Source organism: Sporosarcina sp. 6E9 (genome assembly GCF_017921835.1).
GTDB lineage: Bacteria > Bacillota > Bacilli > Bacillales_A > Planococcaceae > Sporosarcina.
In genome coordinates, this window is the sequence record NZ_JAGEMN010000004.1 from 92,545 (window position 1) to 111,122 (window position 18,578).

Genomic DNA, 18,578 nt, shown 5'->3' on the forward strand with positions numbered 1-18,578 from the left:
ACACTGACTAAAATCCCCATTTGTATATTCACCCATTCCTTTTCAATACATCTATACTCACACTCGAATATTTGTTTTCACATGCTTTTCCGAGTAATACTTTATCGTTTCCGATAACCCTTCTAACAACGTATATTTCAAATCCCACGAAAGTTCTTGACGCGCTTTTCTATTGTTTAGTATGCTTTTTTCTATCTCACCGACTCTTCTCGGTTCATAGGAAGGCATTGCGGGAATACCCGTTGCTTCAGTAATTTTAAAATACAAATCTTCAATGCCAGTTTCAGTACAGGAACTTATATTAAAAACACCACTTACTTCGCTTAGTAATGCTAATTGGCAAGCGTGTGCAACATCTTTCACATAGATAAAGTCCCGCGTTTGGCTGCCATCATAAATTTTTACTTTTTGGTTGGCTAAAAGTCGATTAATAAAGATTGATATAACTCCCGCTTCACCGTTTTCGTTTTGTCTTGGACCATATACATTAGAAAACCGAAGTATGCAGCTTTCAACGCCATTGTATTGGCTATAATGTTTTATATAATTTTCCGCGGAGTACTTTGAAAGCGCATAAAAAGATTGTGCATGTATTAAGTGTTCTTCATCAATTGGTAAATAAGAAGGTTCGCCATAAACGGCTGCGGTAGAGGCAAATAAAAACTTCTTTACATTGTATTTTTTGACCAACTGTAGGAGTTTTACAGTTCCTGCTGTGTTAGTGGAAAAGTCCAAATATGGATCATTCATGGAAGCCATCACGGATGCTTGGGCGGCTAAATGGATAACATAATCTGGTTTTTCATCTTTAAATACAAATTCCAATTCCGGATCATTCAAATCCATTTTGTAAAGATTTACACCTAAAGGAACATTGTCGTGAAATCCAGTGACACAATTATCTACGGAAACTACTTGGAGCTTGTTTTTTAATAATTCCTCGGTTACATGGGATCCAATAAACCCAGCACCTCCGGTAACTAATACCTTCAAATTTTATGCCTCCTTAATATGTTGTTTGTATTGTCGTTTCTTGATTAGAGAGAATTACTTTGTAAAAACTATCCGTTTCGTTGTACATTTTTTCAAATGTGAAATTTTCTTCAAATAATAATCGACCCTTTCTCCCCATTTCCAATCTTAATGAAGTACTTGTTAGTAATAATGTCAATTTCTTAACCAATTCATCTTGATCATTTTTCGACACCACATAACCGTTCTTCGAATCATAAACTGTTTCTTTTACGCCACCAACGTTAGATGCTAGTATTGGTAACCCGCATCTCATAGCTTCAAGAATACTTAAGGGAAGGCCCTCCCAGTCTGATAACAGTGCGAATATACTTGATTTATGCAGTAACTCCGTTATATCATCCCTGTTTCCTAAAAACTCCACTCTGTCACATAGATTTGCTTGCTTAACAAATTCCTTAGCTTCATGAAGTAAAGGTCCATCGCCTGCAAAACTTACTTTCCACTGAATATGCCGTAATTGGTTTAAGGCTTTTAATAATTGCAATTGTCTTTTTGGCGCTGCAAATCTTGCAACCATAATAATAGTCGGTGTTTCCTTGGGATAAACCATTGCTTCTTTCACATTCTGATCGTGAACGCCGTTATGAATTGTATGAACCTTATGCTCTGGAAGAACTTTGTGTTTTATCGCTAATTCACGGTCATACTCAGATACGGCAATCACCCCATCAGAAATCAGCCCGATTACTTTTTCGAAAAACTTATACATACTTTTCTTTGGTGCAGGAACACCGTCCGTAAAAGACCAACCATGCGCCGTAAACACAGTTGGTATTCGTAACGACCATCCTGCAATTCTCCCAACAATTCCAGCCTTAGATGAATGCGTTGCGACCAGGTCCGGTTGTATTTCTTTTAGTATTTTTCGTAATTCAATTATTGCTTTAATATCTGATTTGATATTCAATTTACGGATTAACGAGTGACTATATATAACATCAATATTTTTTGCTTCGATAACAGAATGAATATTCTTAGTACCACCGGCTACTAAATATACTTCATGGCCAGAATTTGCTAAACCAACAGAAAGGTCCCTTACATGTATTTGTGCCCCTCCAACAGTATCCATTTGAGTAATGACTTGGACAATTTTTATAGTAAGCACTCCAATCTGACTTAGTTTCTGTTTACTTGACTACCAATCGGAACCCACGCCAATGCAAGCAAGAACCAAAAGTTTCGCCAATGTAATGTGTCAACAAATAAACTATTAAAGGCTAAACCGATTAGTGCAGCAAAAATAACTAAATATATATTTCCATCTTCATCTTTTGATGCCCAATAACTTTGATATGCCTTGATAATACTGATTAGAACTAAAACAACGAGGGAGAGAAATCCTACTACGCCGTTTTCTGTGAATACTCTAGCGTATAAACTATGTGGGGAATACTGGAAAACACTATCCGATTGACCCGATCCAACACCAAAAGGATTCAGTAATCCAGTAGTAAATGCAGCTCTTTGTGTATCAAATCGATCATTATCATAGTTTTGGTAACTCAATCTAGAAACGATTAAATCTTCAACTATTGGTGTTTGGATAAAATAAATTAAGGCTGGAATTCCAACCAACAATAGCAATGTAAATGTTTTAATTCTTTTTTTAATAAATTCCCTTTTTAATATAAAGAGAAAAAGTAAAAGTGAAATCGCATAATTTCCCCAAGCCGCTCTGGAAAAACTAACTACAATTCCTGTTGTTAATACTAAAAAAGATAAAAAGTATACCATTTTCTTGAAGGTAGTTGCTTCACGCGATTCGGTCATAGCTATCGCAAACAAAGCTGGCATAACCAGAAATGGTCCGAATACATTCGGATCTTTAAATAATGCTTTTGCCCTGCCGTACATTAAAAATAGATCTTCGTTCGGCAGCACTTGTAAATATGCGAGAATTCCAATACCTGCAGATATACAAGCTGATATTAGATATCCTTTTATTATCCATTGAACATTTTCGTGCCTTAAATATTGCCCCACTCCGACGAAAGCAACCCAAGTCAAGGCAAGATAAAAAGTAATTCCCGTAAATAAATAGGAAACCCCAATTTTTTCTATAAAAAATAGTGAAAGTACATTGCTAACTAGAAAAATACAGATTGTTAGTAATGGAATAAAAGTACTTTTTGTGAATTTATAAAATGAAAATAAGAAACCTGCGATTATAAATAAAATCATTAGTAAATCATAGGGCGCTGGTTCAAAGAGAACAAAGGAACTAACAATCATTGCAAGAAATAAGTAGTTTGCAACTTTCTTTCTTATATTATCCGTCATTTTCTCTCACTCCATCAGTCCCCGGTTAAATGAAATAATCAATCAGTTGTTCTATGTCTTTCGAAAGGTAATAGGATTTTGTATATGAAAATCAGTTCCACTAACTACACTCTCAGCATTCCTGATAAAGTAGTCCACCGATCTGGGCGATAATTTCTTTTCTAAATATTCGTAAGCCGGCTTTAACAAGGATGGTCTAGTTTTCGATTCATGGGAGGCTGAAGACACCAATTGGACAAGACCTTTCCGACAAAGCTTTAATGCCTTATTACGTGTTCTTCTACCATTCATACCTAATATACTTGCAGCCCCAACATGAATAAGTGCGCCTTTGTCCACAAACTCACGGACTTTTTCATAGTTATAAAGTAAATCTATATTTTGTTCCACATTAGATATGATTGGAATGTATCCCATCAGTTGCATTTCAAAAAAGACATTTAATGCGAAAGATGGAACTTGGCGGGCTTGAAAACTTATGAATACATATTTATTGCTACCAGCTAATGGCAATAAATTCAGTTTGATATCTTGAGCAATCTTTTCATATAGAACAATTTCCATTCCCTCAAACACGGTTACAGGGATCTGCAAATGATTTAACTTTGTGTTGATATTATTGACACGATTACCTATTGTCATCTCACTATTTGGTAAGCTATCGTATTGATAGAGCGGGGTTGCAATCATATGTGTGATTCCGTCGGCTGCAGCCGACTTTAAAATTCGAATTGTTTCTTCATCGTTGTCATAACGATTCGCCGACAACCGCACTAATTGACTATGCATATCTACTAACATTTCTTTACACAACCTTTCTCTAGAAATGCACAATTCTATTAGAAGCCTTCACTTTACTGTTTATTACGACTCCCAAAATTGCGCCGCCAACTTTTTTAATAGACTCTAAACTTTGAAATGCTTTTTCTTCATGAGTTTTGGAAGCGTCAGCAACATATATACAACCATCTACTGACGGCAACAAACTAATCGTATCGGCTTTTGTTAAAGCTGGCGTGTCAATAATAATGACATCAAATTGTTCTTTTAATTCATCCAACATTTTAGTCATCTTTTTTGACTGTAGAAATTGCGCTGGATTTGGTGGTAGTGGGCCTGTACTTAAAAATGACAGATTATCAGTACTTGTATCTTGAATCACTTGATTTTTTTCATAATAGCCGGAAATAATCGATGTAAGGCCTTTTCTGTCCGGTAAATTAAACCTTTTTCTTGAATCTGATCCACGAAGATTAGCGTCAATAAATAGTGTTTTTTGTCCATTCAATGCCAATTTCGCAGCTAAATTACAACCAATGAATGTCTTTCCATCACCTACTTCTAAACTTGTCACCATGATTGTCTTCACACTTTTTTGCTTTGTTAAATAATGAATATTCGCAGCTAATTTACTGAAGTCTTCATCCTCTGCTCGGAAAAATTGCATATCAGTTATATGTTCTTGACCTTTTTTAATATTTTTTAATTTCTTCCATCTACTTGTAGGTGCAACTATTGTTCCTAGAAAAGGTGTTTCAAGTGTCTCTTCCACTTTTTGCTTTGAATCCAGAAACGGAAAGTAAACTTCCCTTACAATAACTACTGATAGACAAATTAATGTAGCGCCAATAAATGATATTACAATATAAAATGGTAAGGAGAGTTCAATCTTTTTGGTGTCTACCTCCGGCTTAACATCATTCAAGATAGTTATATTATCAAGTTTCATAAGTGTCATAATTTCATCTTGAAATGTTGTGGCATAGACATTTGCCAGTGCAGATGCTTTTTCTGGAGTTTTCTCAGTAGCCGTAATTTTAATAATTTGAGACCCATTACCGACATCAATTTTCACCTGTGCCGCGATCGTTGCTTTTGTATAAGAATCTCCTAGGGCCGCATTCACTTTGCCAATCATATGATCGCTTTTCATAATCTGTTTATAAGTTTCAATCAATCGTAAATTCGTTTCAATTTCACTCATAACCGCGGATGTATTCTCGGTATTTCCTGTTGTGGAGTTAACAAGTAAATCCGTCTCCGCTTCGTAGGTTGGCGGGATCAAATAGCCTATGACGCCACCACAAATTGTTAAAAATAGTATAATTATGATAACAACTTTCATATGCTTTTTGATAGCCTTCACCAAATCTTTCATTTCCATCGTTCTCTTCATGACAAACTACCTCGGAATTTCTGTTTGATTTTTCCCATTTCACCAAGCCCCTTTCCCCAAAATGACCAGTCCAATTGTTTTAAAGAATATTTTTACATCTAACCAAAAAGATTGATTCTCAATATAGTAGAGATCATACTCAATCTTCATGCCGTGATTAATGACGGAACGGCCGTTTGTTTGTGCGTACCCTGTCAAGCCTGGCTTTACTTTTAATCTCACGGCTTGGTACCGGGTATATAATTGCGTAATTTCAGGAATTTCAGGTCGGGGACCGATTAAACTCATATCCCCCCGCAAAACATTAAACAATTGCGGTAGTTCATCGATACTAAGCTTTCGATAAATCTTTCCGATCTTCGTAATTTTTTGTTGCTTTGGTGTTTCAAATACGAAATCATTTGGCACTCCGTCCAGCCACTGATAATTATGGGCCTTCTCGGGGTTTGGACATTTTTTCATCGTTCTAAATTTCCATATTGTGAAAGGTTGATTATTTTTACCCGTCCTATTTTGTTTAAAAAAAATAGGTCTTCCGGAAAAAATGAGAATAGCAATCGAAAACAACAACAAAAAAGGACTTAAACAAAGGAGTAAAATAAAACTTACAACGATATCAATTATCCTTTTACATAAAATATAAAGACTTACCTGCGCTTTTTCTCTTTCTCTTGCGTAGTGTATTTTTTCCATAATAACCTCCAAATGAATATTCTCTGTTCTACACACAATATTCAAAGATGCCTAAAGTTAGTACAAACTATCTATCTGGGATTATCTTCTCCATACTTCAATGTACATATACATGCAATCTATCAAGATTTTAGTTTGTTTATAACATCTACATTTATTGGGGCGAATAAAAAAATTCGTCAAAGAAACTCGGTCTTTTTTCATATGACCAGCTATAGTAGCTTTATCATATAGAATATAAAAGACGGTTACTATTGACGAACGTCAGTAATTTCAACCTATTCAGTTTAATTCGTTTTCATTGGCAATTATTACGGCTTGTGTTCTCGATTTCACTTGTAATTTTGCATAAATATTAGATAGATAGATTCGAACTGTTCCCGGCGATAAAAACAACTCGGCGGCAATCTTTTGGTTCGACAAACCGGTTGTTAATAATTTCAAGACTTCAATTTCACGAGGTGTAAGGCCCTGTAGCGGGTTCTTTTTTTCGTCGTTCAATCCCAATGCAGTCTGCTCTTTCTTAAAAATACTTATTATATTTTCAACGTATTCTAATGGCGTTGTGCTCCAGGATGGAATATGACGTTCTTTTCGTAGTTTGCTATATACTTTCATTAATGGATAAATCTCACGCTCTCTAAGATACACACTAATATATCCGTAACGACTCCCGAGCTTTAATGCTTCATTTAACAAATCGAGTGCTTGTCTATTATTTCCGTTCAATTTATGCAGAATTGCTTCCAATAGCGAGGCCTCTATTATTAAAGTAATTTGTTCATCTTCATATGCAGCTGTTCTTAGTTGTGTAATGTATTGTAAGCCTAGTTCATAGTCTTTCTTCTTAATCAGTAATCGAACATAGACAAACCACCAATATTCGTTTCCAATCCCTCCAATGTATTCGTTCGTGACTGACATGTTTAGTTTCATTTCAGCTTTCGCAAGCTTATCTTGTTGAATATAGATCATTGCCTCCATAATTTGAATGATTTCAACCCAGTGAGATTCAACTTGACTTGCCGCATAAGATTTGGCTTTCTCCAAGTAGCTTTGTGCTTCTGGATAATTTTGTTTCGTCATTTCTATTCGACACTTCAATATAAACATTGGAACCACTATCCCGGGATCTCGAAAACCTCGCCCAATTTTTATGGCCTCTTTTATGACAAGGTGAGCCTCTTCAACTCGATTCCATTCCACTAACTTTTCAGCGTGCACGCCGAAATAATAGCCCGCCACAATCAATTGTTTATAATCTGTTGAATGAAAATTATTTACGAAAACCTTTTCTACTTCTTCAGAATAAAGTTTACCCCTACCGCCAATCTTTGTGTGTAACAGCGTCAAACTCAATACATTGTAACGGATTGGGATTCTATTGAAGCTGGAATCGTTTGCAGCTCGCTTTAGTTGCTTCAACATTAACCGCATCGAGGTGTTGATATTGTTTTGTCCAACTAGTAAAGCATAAGCTTTAATCCCCAGAACATCCGCCGCTTCATTGTTGTATTCTATATTATCCATCCATTGGTCTTTTTCATGCCGCTTTTCCAATTGTTCTATTATGAGTAATGCACGCCCAAAATCTTGTAACAGCGCATGGGCAAGTGCAAATAATGCGAGTGTTCCAATACTCGGTTGTTGCTGTTTCTTAAGCAATAAATCTATCCAACTCTTGAAAGTTTCTGTATAGCCTAGATTAAGAACGTCGACAGCATGTACTTCTATCCATTTCAATGCTTGGTCAAAAAGATTTCCTTGCATGGCCAAATCAATGGCGTAAACAAAGTCACCTCGTTTGTACTGTTCGTCCGCAGCTTTTGAAAACAATCGAGTCACTTCTTTTTTAGAATGACGAAGACGAAGTTCTTGGAGTAAAAAATCACGAAACATGTGATGATATTGAGTAACCCTTCTTTCTTCATCCAATTTACCAATAAAGTACCCTCTATTTACAAGTGAAGAAAGAACAGTAGCCGCATCCTTGTCATCAGATAACGCTCGACAGATATCAGGTTCGAGTATCTTTAATATAGAAGTTTTTAATAAAACATTCATTTCTTGGTATGAGAGTCCTACGATAAATTCATGAAATAAATAATCGGATGCATACGGATGCTTGCCATCACTAATTAGCTCTTCTAACGTTTTCTTTTCAGATACTTTCGTAAATAACTTGATACCCATTGCCCATCCTTCTGTTTTCTTAAAGATATTATGTTGAGTATTTAAATCCAAAATATGTTTTGAATTCATGGCTAAATATTGGACTGTTTCCTTATACGAAAACTTTAATTGGATACTATTGATTTCTTGAACAATTGAATCTGCTTTCCAACGAATCAGTGGAAGCGGTAATTGATTTTGACTTGCGATAATAAGCCGGAAGTTTTTCTGGCGATGTTCAATCAATCGTGCAATCGAGCGATGAATGGTCGATTGGGTAATTATTTGATAATCATCGAGGATAAGTTGAATTGTTGTGTTGCTACTGCCAATTTCAGTACTAATTAAGTCAACAAATAGTTTAACTGGAAGTCTCGGTTGTGTGGTTAATAGTGGAAGTAGTCGTTCATACAAATCAGTTTGCAATGTCTGACCAATTGCTTTCGCGATGCTTTTCCAAAAACGTATGGGATCATTGTCAAGGTGATCCAAGGAAATCCACGCGGTTTGGCCGATGAACCGTTCCGCCCATTGTTTAAGAAGTGTTGTTTTTCCATATCCGGCGGGTGCGCAGACAATTGCTAGCTTCTTATCGATACACGAGTCTAGTAATTTAAGGAGTCGTTCCCTGTGGAGTAATCCCGAAATGGCTTCCGAATTAAACAGTTTTGGTTGCTTTGGAACTAACTGTGACATAATACTCCCCCTTTTGTAGCTATAGGAATTTTTTGTTATATATATTTCCAAGTAATGACAATAGTCCCTCTACTTACTTTTATACTATTTTTTCAGAATAGTCAACCCCACTAAAGTATAAGGTTGATAAACGGACATGAATCATTTTCATCAAAACAAAAAAACGATCCCATTCTAGCATGAGATCGTTTTGCTACGTCAATTATTCCCCTTCATCGTACCAAGGATTCAAGTGAATAAGAACTTCATCCACATCATGGTTATTTTCCTTTATCGCTTGTTTAATTTTGCGGATAATATCATGGCCTTCTTGGACTGTTAATTCACCGTGAACGCCTACACGCAAATCTACCAAGACATAGTGACCATGTTCTCTAGCCCGTAGACGATCTATACGTTTGACCTCTGGAATAGAGCTAATTAAAGTCGTAAAATCAGCTAACCTTTCCGGGCTAACGCTTTTCTCCATGAGTGTGTCTAACGCTTCTTTTCCGATTACATAGGCCAGCTTGAAAACTAAAACGGTGACTATGATGCCCGCAATCGGATCTCCGTACGCAAGTATTTTAATGTGATAATAATCTCCAATAAGTGCCAGGCCAATCCCCAATACGGCCGCTAGTGAAGCATATACATCCGCGAGATGATCATACGCAGTGGCTATTAACCCCTTGCTATTCGCTTTCTTTCCAATTCGAATCGTGTATACGTATAAGACTTGTTTCCACACAAGAGAAACAACAGCCGTTATAAATGCGATTATGCTCGCTTTTTCCGGTTCATTAAAAAAGGCCGAGATTGACTCGTAAGCAATATAAATTGCTGCCACACCTAGAATAATTGCCACAATGGCAGAACTTATGACTTCAGCTTTCCCATGTCCATAAGGATGGTCATCATCAGCTGGTCGTTTGGAAATGCGCATGGATGTTAAAGCTGCGGCGCTTGCTACAACGTCGCCGGCATTATGATAGCCGTCAGCAAGAAGAACCGGGCTATGAAAAATTGTACCTACGACAATCTTAAGGATGGTTAATATAATATTGCTAATTAAACTGATCCATACTGCAATTATCGGGGCATTCTCAATCGGTTTTCGGCTCATAAATACACACCTCCAAAATAATCTTTCCCCTAGGAAACAAAAAACCTAGACTGATTTCAGTCTAGGTTTTTGGGTTTCAAAATATAAAGTTTTGTGGAAAATATTTGGGCAATCATTTTCATCACTCACTTTGTTTAGCGGTTAACAAATCATATCATTGTTTTAATGAGGGAGCAAGATTTCAGGGACAGTTTCAGCTAAAAAACCACAATTAAAAACCGCAGTCCCCATTACAGGAACTGCGCTTTTCCTCAGCGTTTATTTTCTATGCCCCTTCGCCCCAAATATCATTTGCCCATTCTGGATAATCGATAAATGGATTGCGATTGCCTTGGATTTCTTCGATTTTTTCGTTGCGATTCAATTCCCATTCACTGACGGGATCCTGTTCATGCCATTCGAGTAAAACAGATAGTTTTCCGTGATAGGGATTGCTTCCATTATTGACTTGGTCATTTAGCTCTAAGTCTACCTTGTCGCCTGCTTCATAGCGGACAGCCATGTAAAACAGCATTCTTGCTACGTCACCTTTCACATCATTAGGTGGCTCCCATGAATCACCATCACGCTTACATTCTGCACAATTCTTTACGTTGGCAGTCCCGCCATTGTCGAAATCAAGGTTTCCTCGAGCGCTATTGACTTGGACATCGGTTGGTCGGAGATGATGAATATCCGTCCCTGGTCCTTTACTTGTTCCAAAATTCCCATGTGATTTTGCCCAAGTATGCTCCCGGTTCCAGTCACCGACTGCGCCGCCATTGAGATTTTTCGAACGTGAGTCTCCTGAATAAAGGAGAATGACGTTATTCGGATTATTTGGGTCTTCATCCGTGACTTTCAAGGCATCCCATACTTCACTGTAGGAGAGTTGCTGATGATCATCAATAATCTCATGTAAGGTTGATTTTAATATTTCACCCTTTTTACCAATCGCATCTGCATAATAATCATCCACTGGTGGCTCTTCAACTTCAGCTTCCTCAACCGTTACACTGAATGCTTCAGTAATACTGTTGGTGCCATCAGTTGCTGTAACTGAAACAATGTGACTACCTACCTCAAGTTGAAGGGTGAGTATTGTACTCTCCTGATTAACTGTTCCTTTTGTTGATGAAAATGTGAGTGCATCTCCATCCGGATCAGAAAAGTAATCTGATAACTTTAATTCAATATTTTCTCCATCGGTTACCTTTTGATTTTCAATAGACTTCTTCAATACTGGCGCTTGATTTTCCGGTATACTAGGGAATTTAATCTTATCTGGATCTGCGCCTTTCTTATAGTCGAACTTTTGAACATTTTCCGTTCCTCTTAGCTCTGCTACATTTTTGCCTTCAATGGTGACCTTCGACATTTCAGTTCCTTTGAAATCAATAATGGCACCAGACTTTTTGGGTTTGATTGTTAACGTATTATTCTTGAAACCCTCTCCATAAAATTCCGCGTACTCGCCAGTAAATACGACACCATTTTTCACATTTGCTTTTGCACCAAGGGTGACTGCAATAGATTTATCATGAATATTTAATTTACCTGTATTCACGTTCCCATAATCCACATTTTTCTCTGGTGTTATAACAGAACCAATTGGCAAACCATTCGTATCCGTTATTATTATCTTGTCTGGATCGGCGCCTTTTTTATATTTAATCTTTTTAATATTTTCTACGCCTCTTAGCTCAGAGACATTTTTACCTTCAACGGTTACTTTTGATATTACCGTCCCTTTGAAATCAATGATTGCTCCAGCTTTTTTAGGTTTGATTGTGACGTCAGTTTTCTTAAACCCATCCCCATGGAATTCCGCATATTCGCCGGTAACCGTAATTCCTTTTTTAATCTTCGAATTTGCATCAAGCTTGACAGAGACGCTCCGATCGTGAAGAATCAGCTCATGTGCTTCCATGTTTGTAAAATCGTATATTTTCTCTGGTGTAATTGGCGCCGGTTCTTCTGGATTCTCTGACTCCTCACCATGTAAGCCAACCTTCACCATCACTGGGTCATGATCACTTGCACGTCCAGCCATGTCGGTAAAATCCGCATTAATATGAAGTATATCAATTTCCGTTTCTTCCACTAAATTGTTCGACACTAAAATATGATCGAGCACTTGTGAATTCCCTTGGAAAAGATAGGTGTAACGATCTTGCTCATCGACTTTGTGAATCATATTTGTCATATGATCGCCTTCATGGATTTTCAGTGCTTCGGTGAACTGAAAATCATTGAAGTCACCAACAGAAACAATATTTTCATTCGGATTTTCTGTTTTAATCTCTGCTATAAAATCAGAGACAACCGTTGCAATTTGCTTACGCTGTACTTCACTTCCATAAATAGGCGGTTGTGTAGAACCAAATAACGGTGTATCACCAGATTTCGAATTCCAGTGGTTAGCGATGACAATTACATTTTCACCTTGAAAGTCAAATTGCGCTGCTAATGGTTTACGGCTATTATTAAATGCTGCATTATTCGGATCAATTCGACCTGGATTATGCGTTAATCTCCCGTTTTCATAGCCAACTGCTGTTGTTGCATCACCTGCGGGTATACCTTCCGTCAAGCTGACACGGTCTGGATTGTATAGGATACCAACACGGATATTCGCATTGGGTGCTCCACCATCCGCATTATTTACCGGATCAATATTGGCGTATTCATACCTTACGCCGCCAGCATCAACTATTGTCTCGATCAATCGTTCATAGCTTTCATTCGCCTGCGCGTCTCCAGCATCTTGGCCATTATTATCTTGGACTTCAGTCACGCCAATGATATCAGGATTTTGCATATCTGATGCAAATGCTCTGGCTAACTTTCTAGCTTTATCGTCTGAAGTTGACGTGGGGTTATTCGAGAAATTCTCTAAGTTATAAGAAGCAATCGTTAGCTTATCCTCTTCTTTAACAATTGTCGTTGTTTCTGGTGTTGCCTCACCTTTGACGAATTTCGCTTGCATATCTGCTAAATCAGCATAAATTTTAAAGTTTTGGAAGCCGTAATTCACAACGCCTGTAATTGGGCCTTCAAAAATATCGCCTGTTGCTACTTCGAAATCTCTTGCTTGGTTATTATCATGTAATTTAAACTGGATTCGGTCTGGGTTTGCTGTTTCCTCTGTTAATTTAACACCGCCATGAAGCGTATTGGTTTCCCTAGATTCAAGCACAGTGATTAAATCACCATGTTCTTGTGGGGCAACAGCCTTAACTGTGCCAACTTCGACAAGCATCCCCTCTAAGCTTTCCCAAAAATCAATCGCATCTTCTTCCGGATCAAATTGTTCGAAGCTATCATTATCAATCACTTCAGTTGGAAGGTTATCTTCATTAATCAAGATGGGTGCTGGGAGTGCGACATTGCTCTTCACCGTTTCAATGATTCCACCACGATCATCTCTTGCATTAATTTGTGTAACTGATAAATCGGTAGCTTGTTTCGTATTGAAGTAGCCGTCGATATGAAATTCTTCAACAGTTCCAGAAACGCTGACTAAATCACCAATATTGACATTTGCTTTCTTGTTTCCTGTAAATACGACCAACCCTTCAGACGTGTTTTCATTGTCATCCGCTAGATTATCCGGTGTTTGGAAGTGAAAATAGTTTCCGCTACCTATTTTATACGTATACGTCACTACACCTTGGATGTCGTTAACAAACGTATTTTCTAGTGGTGATTCATGTGACTCCCCTTGAATATGATGAATTTGCATACCTGCTTCTTCATCGAAAACAGTGTAGGTGAATTCGGTCATATTACTAGCCTTTAGTCCATCTTTTACTGCAATTGCTTTGATGACCATATCTTGCTCAACGACAATTGGCGCGCAATATTTCTGACTAGATTCGGATGGTTGATCACCATTTGTCGTAAAGTATATCGTTGCTCCGCTAGTAGCTGTAGAAAGTGTTACTTCGGTTCCCGTTGGAATCATACCTGACGCCGGTGTTGCAGTTACAGCCTGGACAGCTGATGCATCAGCTACGATATCCGCTCGGTTTCTCGGAATTAGTTGATAGGCACCGTTAAATTCCTGAACGATTCCTGTGATAGAATCATAGGCGTTACCGGTAGTAAGGTTGAGTGTTGCCGTTTCATCTCGTACGAGAAATTCAGTTCCGTCCGTAGCTGTATAATTCGCCCAGCCATTTCCCTCTTGAACCGCTGTAAGCGTTACCCCGTTTACCGTTGCAAGTTTCGATTCATTTTCTTCATTAAGCTGTGCGCCTGTGAAAGTAGTAGCTTCCGGCACGCCTACCGGATTCCCATTTCCATCAAGTGTCACATCTATTAATTGTAAAAGGCCGTTATGTGCTGATAACGTTCCTGATACAGTAATTTCGTCGCCTAGTTGCACATTAAGTGAGCTAGGATAAATGGCTAGTGCTGCCGTTTCATCTTGAAAATGAATTGTATTTTTTAATTTTGCTGTGACAATTCCTTTTACTTTCACTACGCCAGTTGCCTGTGTACGCGCATCGGCAATCGTGATGGTTTCTTCATCAGGATTTTCAGGTGTGACGCCATCCATGTTATGAGTTCCTAAATTGGAAGCATCATCACTTGGGAATGCCGTCCATTCCACAGCTGGTTCAAATGCATCATCAATAATCTTATCCCCTGTTGTGATATTGCTGTTTCTCACTAAGGTGACATCTTTTAAATTTTCAACTCGCGTGCCAACTTGTCCAATTGAGTCAATCACTTGGTTGGTCTTTTTAAGAACTAACGCATCATCACCATTAAAATTAATGACGCTCGAGTTAGCCAGATTCCCTTTGCTTTTTATTTCATCATTAGCTTGCGTATGATGGATGACGTAAGTCTCACCATCTGCCAGTGTGCTTTCTAGTGTTAATTTTGCAGTCGTTGAAGTTGCGCCATTTGCATAAAGTTCCACTGTATAGTTGCTCAAATCGATTTCCTGACCTGTGCCATTATAAATCTCGATTGCCTTGTTAAAGCTACTTCCTTCGATATATTCAGAAATAATTAAATCACTCGGTTTTGTCGTCTCGGCGCTCACGACCTCTGGTAATGCTGGGAGTAATAAATTCATGATTAGCGCGATGACTAGGATGGAACTCAGCCTTTTTTTCCAATTTCTCTTATGCATGAAGTCAGCTCTCCTTTTTAGGTTTTTTATGAAAAATAAAATGGGACAGACTTATGCCTGTCCCATTATCCACCTTATTCGGCCACGTCGATAATTCGACCTTCAACTGTTGGATTAATATTTCCTAAACTACTTAGATGTTCAGCAAAGTTTTCCCAATCACTTAGACCTAAATCTGTTACTCGACCTGCTTCATATGCGCTTGCAAAAACTGTGTAGCCGTCTCCACCTTTAGCGGTAAATGCATTTGTCGCGATGGCATAAGTCTCATGATCACTAATTTCTGTGTAAGTGCCATCTTCATTTTTATAGGATATGGAAACAACACGCTCACCAACAGGCTTCCCTGAATCAAATGTTATTTTTGCACCTGATACATGTAAGAAACCGCCATTTTCGCGTGGGTAGTCTCGGAAACTAATTTCAAACGCTTCTTTTAATTCAGCTCCCGTTAGGTCCATCGTTGCTAACGTATTGCCAAATGGAAGGACAGAAATTACTTCTCCAACCGTAATTGGACCCGCGTCAATTGAAGTCCGTATCCCACCACCGTTTTGTAATGCCATGATTACATTAGGATTATACGTTTTCGCTTTTGATAGCATCCCATCTGTAATCAAGTTACCTAATGGCGTTTCATTTTTGCGAACACTTGGTAATGTATTATCACCACTCGATCGTGGATTTTCTAATTTACTTTCTGCTATTGCACCAGTTTCTGTATTTGAAACTTCTTCTACTCTATCCGAGTATACCTTTAACATAGCGGCAGCTTCGGGATCTGCAACTTTTTCATCGACAGGGATTAATTCCCCATTAAAGTCAGTGATGACGCCCTCTTTATCAAACTCAACATCTAAGGTTCCTAGAAACTGACTGTATTGAAAGGCTTGGACAATGAGTGTTGGATCCTTTGTTGCGCCAGTTTCATCTCGGTCAATGACTATAGGCTCATTTAATTGTGAATGACTATGACCGCCAACAATCACATCAATTCCAGCAACTGTTGCAGCTAAAATCAAATCATTATCAACTGCCGGGTTATCATCGTAACCAATATGTGTCACAGCAATAATCTTGTCCACGCCTTGGCTTTCAAATGCAGCGACAGCTCTTTCAGCTTCTTCAATATAGTCGCTAAAAGTCACAGCATCTGGACTTGAAATGTCGGCTGTATCGGCGGTTGTTAGCCCAAAGATCCCCACTTTTTCTCCATTAATCTCCTTAATGATTCCGTTGTAGATTCTCCCTTCTTCTGGTTCACTTGAGATTAAATCACTGAATAAGCCCGTAAATTTATCGTCTCCTGAAAAATCCACATTCGAACTGACAAATGGGAACCTGGCCGCTTCAATAAAGTCTACTAATGCTTGATGTCCTTCTTGTGATGAACCTAAATCAAATTCATGATTACCAAATGTCATCGCATCATAACCCATTAAGTTCATAAATTGTAAGTCTGCCATTCCATGAAACTCATTGAAATACAATGTTCCCGAAAAGACATCTCCCGCATCAAGAAGAAGCGCATTTGGTTTTTCTGCCCGTACTTCCTTTACTGCTGTAACCCGTTTTGCTACATTATCTAAATGTCCATGTGTATCATTGGTATGCATAATAGATAGATCAAACGGAAACTTAATCGCATCTGGGTTCGCACCCTTTACATATTCAATCTGTTGAACGTTTCCAGCGCCTCTAATTTCAGATACATTATTTCTTTCAATAATCACTTTCGACATTTCAATCCCATTAAAGTCAACAATCGTCCCTGCTTTTTTGGGTTTAATCGTAACGGAGGTTTTTTTGAATCCATCACCAAAAAACGATGCATAATTGCCCGTGAATACAACACCATTCTTTATTGTTGACGATGAATGGAGTGTAATCGATGCACTTGAGTCGTGTATCATTAACTTTCCAGTTTTATAATTCTTTAAATCATATACTTTTTCGAATTCCGTTTCTGCTGATGAGGTCGTCGTAGCTCCAGTTGTAGACGGTATCCCAGTTAATAATAGACTAACTGCTAAACTTGCTGACAATATTAGATTTGAACTTTTTTTCCATCTACTTGTACGCATTCAGTAAGCACTCCCTTTTTTGTTATTTGCCAGAACGATTATTCCGAGATTACCAGATTGCGGTAACCCCCCTCCCATGAATTAGGCTTAATTTATTATTCTAATACTTGTCCAATCAAGTCTAGTATAAATACCGACAAATTGTTTGTCAATCCAATTTTTTAAATCTTCAGAGGAGTCAGCAACTTTAGTCTTAGGACAAAGTAAACGGGATTTCAAATTTGCGCGAATAAAATTAGGTCAGAATAAACAGGGCAACTACTTACTGGACTACAAAAAACGGTCCCATTATATGAATGGACCGTTTTTCAATATAGATTATTAAGTAAGTGCATCGTTGTAATTCAGGTATTATCGCCTTCAAATGTAGAAATTCTAGATTCAGCCATTTTACCGTTATGAGTAAATTTTACGAGAAAGTTTTTATCACGTGGCAACCATAAATCGATAAATCCATTTTCTAAAGAGGTCATTGTCTTATCAATTACAATTACCTTCCTCGTCTTGAATAAACACATCGAAGTCCTTTTCAACTAGTTCCCCTTGACAACCTGTTAAACTATGAATTGCACAAGGATGTGTTGTTTCAACAAACGGTGCAATAGAAACGAAGAATTCATCACTTGGCAAGTCGAATTTAGTTTCTTTACCATGATCCTTAACAATTAGTTCATGAGATGTAATAGAAGCATTTATTTGAAGATACCTTATTCAGTTAGGCTAATTGATAAGTAATCTGTTGAACAAATCAAAACAACCTTTATACCCTCTTTCGTATACACTGTTGCAGAACCTTCACGCCATACAATCTCCCACCCCTCCTTTTTCCAACTCTTTCTGGTATCTTTTAGGGATACTTTTTTCTTCGGAAGCCTTCGACCAATTATACGCAATAACATTTTCTTCTTCTTTGATCACTTCTGCATCTTTTGGAATAGGAAATCCTCCAATTTCTTGTACTAGAACAAATGAAATGTTAGTTACAATGAAATACCCAGCTATAATAACTATGATGATTCCAAGCAATGTAAATCAACAGTAAATTTTTCAATTTTCTTAAAGTTTCTACACTCAAATACTAGGTGATCTCGTGCCATTCTTTACTTTTCTTATTCAATAATCCTACCCCGTTAGTTGAACAAGAACATCTCACAAACTTTAATTTATTTTAGCATATTCCTTATCAAAAATATTTTTCTATTCAAT

Annotated in this window: 11 protein-coding genes and 1 pseudogene; all 12 read right to left on the reverse strand. The window is 37.7% G+C overall.

The window, feature by feature from the left end; all coding sequences use genetic code 11:
- Positions 1–57 precede the first annotated feature (57 nt).
- Positions 58–993, reverse strand: a complete 936-nt coding sequence (locus tag J4G36_RS14930) for an NAD-dependent epimerase/dehydratase family protein (RefSeq protein ID WP_210471208.1) — start codon at positions 991–993, stop codon at positions 58–60.
- Positions 994–1,006: 13 nt separating this feature from the next.
- Positions 1,007–2,143 carry a glycosyltransferase family 4 protein gene (locus J4G36_RS14935; RefSeq protein WP_210471210.1) on the reverse strand — a complete coding sequence of 379 codons (1,137 nt, stop codon included), beginning with the start codon at positions 2,141–2,143 and terminating at the stop codon, positions 1,007–1,009.
- Between the two features lie 11 nt (positions 2,144–2,154).
- Positions 2,155–3,318, reverse strand: a complete 1,164-nt coding sequence (locus tag J4G36_RS14940; RefSeq protein ID WP_210471212.1) for an O-antigen ligase family protein — start codon at positions 3,316–3,318, stop codon at positions 2,155–2,157.
- A 51-nt stretch (positions 3,319–3,369) separates the two neighbouring features.
- Positions 3,370–4,107 carry a CpsB/CapC family capsule biosynthesis tyrosine phosphatase gene (locus J4G36_RS14945; protein ID WP_210471213.1) on the reverse strand — a complete coding sequence of 246 codons (738 nt, stop codon included), beginning with the start codon at positions 4,105–4,107 and terminating at the stop codon, positions 3,370–3,372.
- Positions 4,108–4,138: 31 nt separating this feature from the next.
- Positions 4,139–5,494: a tyrosine-protein kinase domain-containing protein gene (locus tag J4G36_RS14950; RefSeq protein WP_210471214.1), complete on the reverse strand. Its 1,356-nt coding sequence runs from the start codon at positions 5,492–5,494 to the stop codon at positions 4,139–4,141.
- Between the two features lie 39 nt (positions 5,495–5,533).
- Positions 5,534–6,187 carry a sugar transferase gene (locus J4G36_RS14955; RefSeq protein WP_210471215.1) on the reverse strand — a complete coding sequence of 218 codons (654 nt, stop codon included), beginning with the start codon at positions 6,185–6,187 and terminating at the stop codon, positions 5,534–5,536.
- A 282-nt stretch (positions 6,188–6,469) separates the two neighbouring features.
- Positions 6,470–9,055, reverse strand: coding sequence for a LuxR C-terminal-related transcriptional regulator (locus tag J4G36_RS18765; RefSeq protein ID WP_210471216.1), 2,586 nt, complete (start codon positions 9,053–9,055; stop codon positions 6,470–6,472).
- A gap of 202 nt (positions 9,056–9,257) precedes the next feature.
- Positions 9,258–10,160 carry a cation diffusion facilitator family transporter gene (locus J4G36_RS14965; RefSeq protein ID WP_210471217.1) on the reverse strand — a complete coding sequence of 301 codons (903 nt, stop codon included), beginning with the start codon at positions 10,158–10,160 and terminating at the stop codon, positions 9,258–9,260.
- A gap of 265 nt (positions 10,161–10,425) precedes the next feature.
- Positions 10,426–15,288: an endonuclease gene (locus tag J4G36_RS14970; protein ID WP_210471218.1), complete on the reverse strand. Its 4,863-nt coding sequence runs from the start codon at positions 15,286–15,288 to the stop codon at positions 10,426–10,428.
- Between the two features lie 74 nt (positions 15,289–15,362).
- Positions 15,363–16,904, reverse strand: a complete 1,542-nt coding sequence (locus tag J4G36_RS14975) for a 5'-nucleotidase C-terminal domain-containing protein (RefSeq protein WP_210471299.1) — start codon at positions 16,902–16,904, stop codon at positions 15,363–15,365.
- Between the two features lie 812 nt (positions 16,905–17,716).
- A pseudogene (locus J4G36_RS14980) lies at positions 17,717–18,068 on the reverse strand (CueP family metal-binding protein); the annotation flags it as partial.
- A 99-nt stretch (positions 18,069–18,167) separates the two neighbouring features.
- Positions 18,168–18,398: a hypothetical protein gene (locus J4G36_RS14985; protein WP_210471219.1), complete on the reverse strand. Its 231-nt coding sequence runs from the start codon at positions 18,396–18,398 to the stop codon at positions 18,168–18,170.
- Positions 18,399–18,578: the final 180 nt, after the last annotated feature.

Coding starts and splice junctions, on each gene's coding strand:
- J4G36_RS14940 (WP_210471212.1), bottom strand. CDS start 3,318: ATGACGGATAATATAAGAAAGAAAGTTGCAAACTACTTATTTCTTGCA.
- J4G36_RS14945 (WP_210471213.1), bottom strand. CDS start 4,107: ATGCATAGTCAATTAGTGCGGTTGTCGGCGAATCGTTATGACAACGAT.
- J4G36_RS14950 (WP_210471214.1), bottom strand. CDS start 5,494: ATGAAGAGAACGATGGAAATGAAAGATTTGGTGAAGGCTATCAAAAAG.
- J4G36_RS14955 (WP_210471215.1), bottom strand. CDS start 6,187: ATGGAAAAAATACACTACGCAAGAGAAAGAGAAAAAGCGCAGGTAAGT.
- J4G36_RS18765 (WP_210471216.1), bottom strand. CDS start 9,055: ATGTCACAGTTAGTTCCAAAGCAACCAAAACTGTTTAATTCGGAAGCC.
- J4G36_RS14965 (WP_210471217.1), bottom strand. CDS start 10,160: ATGAGCCGAAAACCGATTGAGAATGCCCCGATAATTGCAGTATGGATC.
- J4G36_RS14970 (WP_210471218.1), bottom strand. CDS start 15,288: ATGCATAAGAGAAATTGGAAAAAAAGGCTGAGTTCCATCCTAGTCATC.
- J4G36_RS14975 (WP_210471299.1), bottom strand. CDS start 16,904: ATGCATACCAATGATACACATGGACATTTAGATAATGTAGCAAAACGG.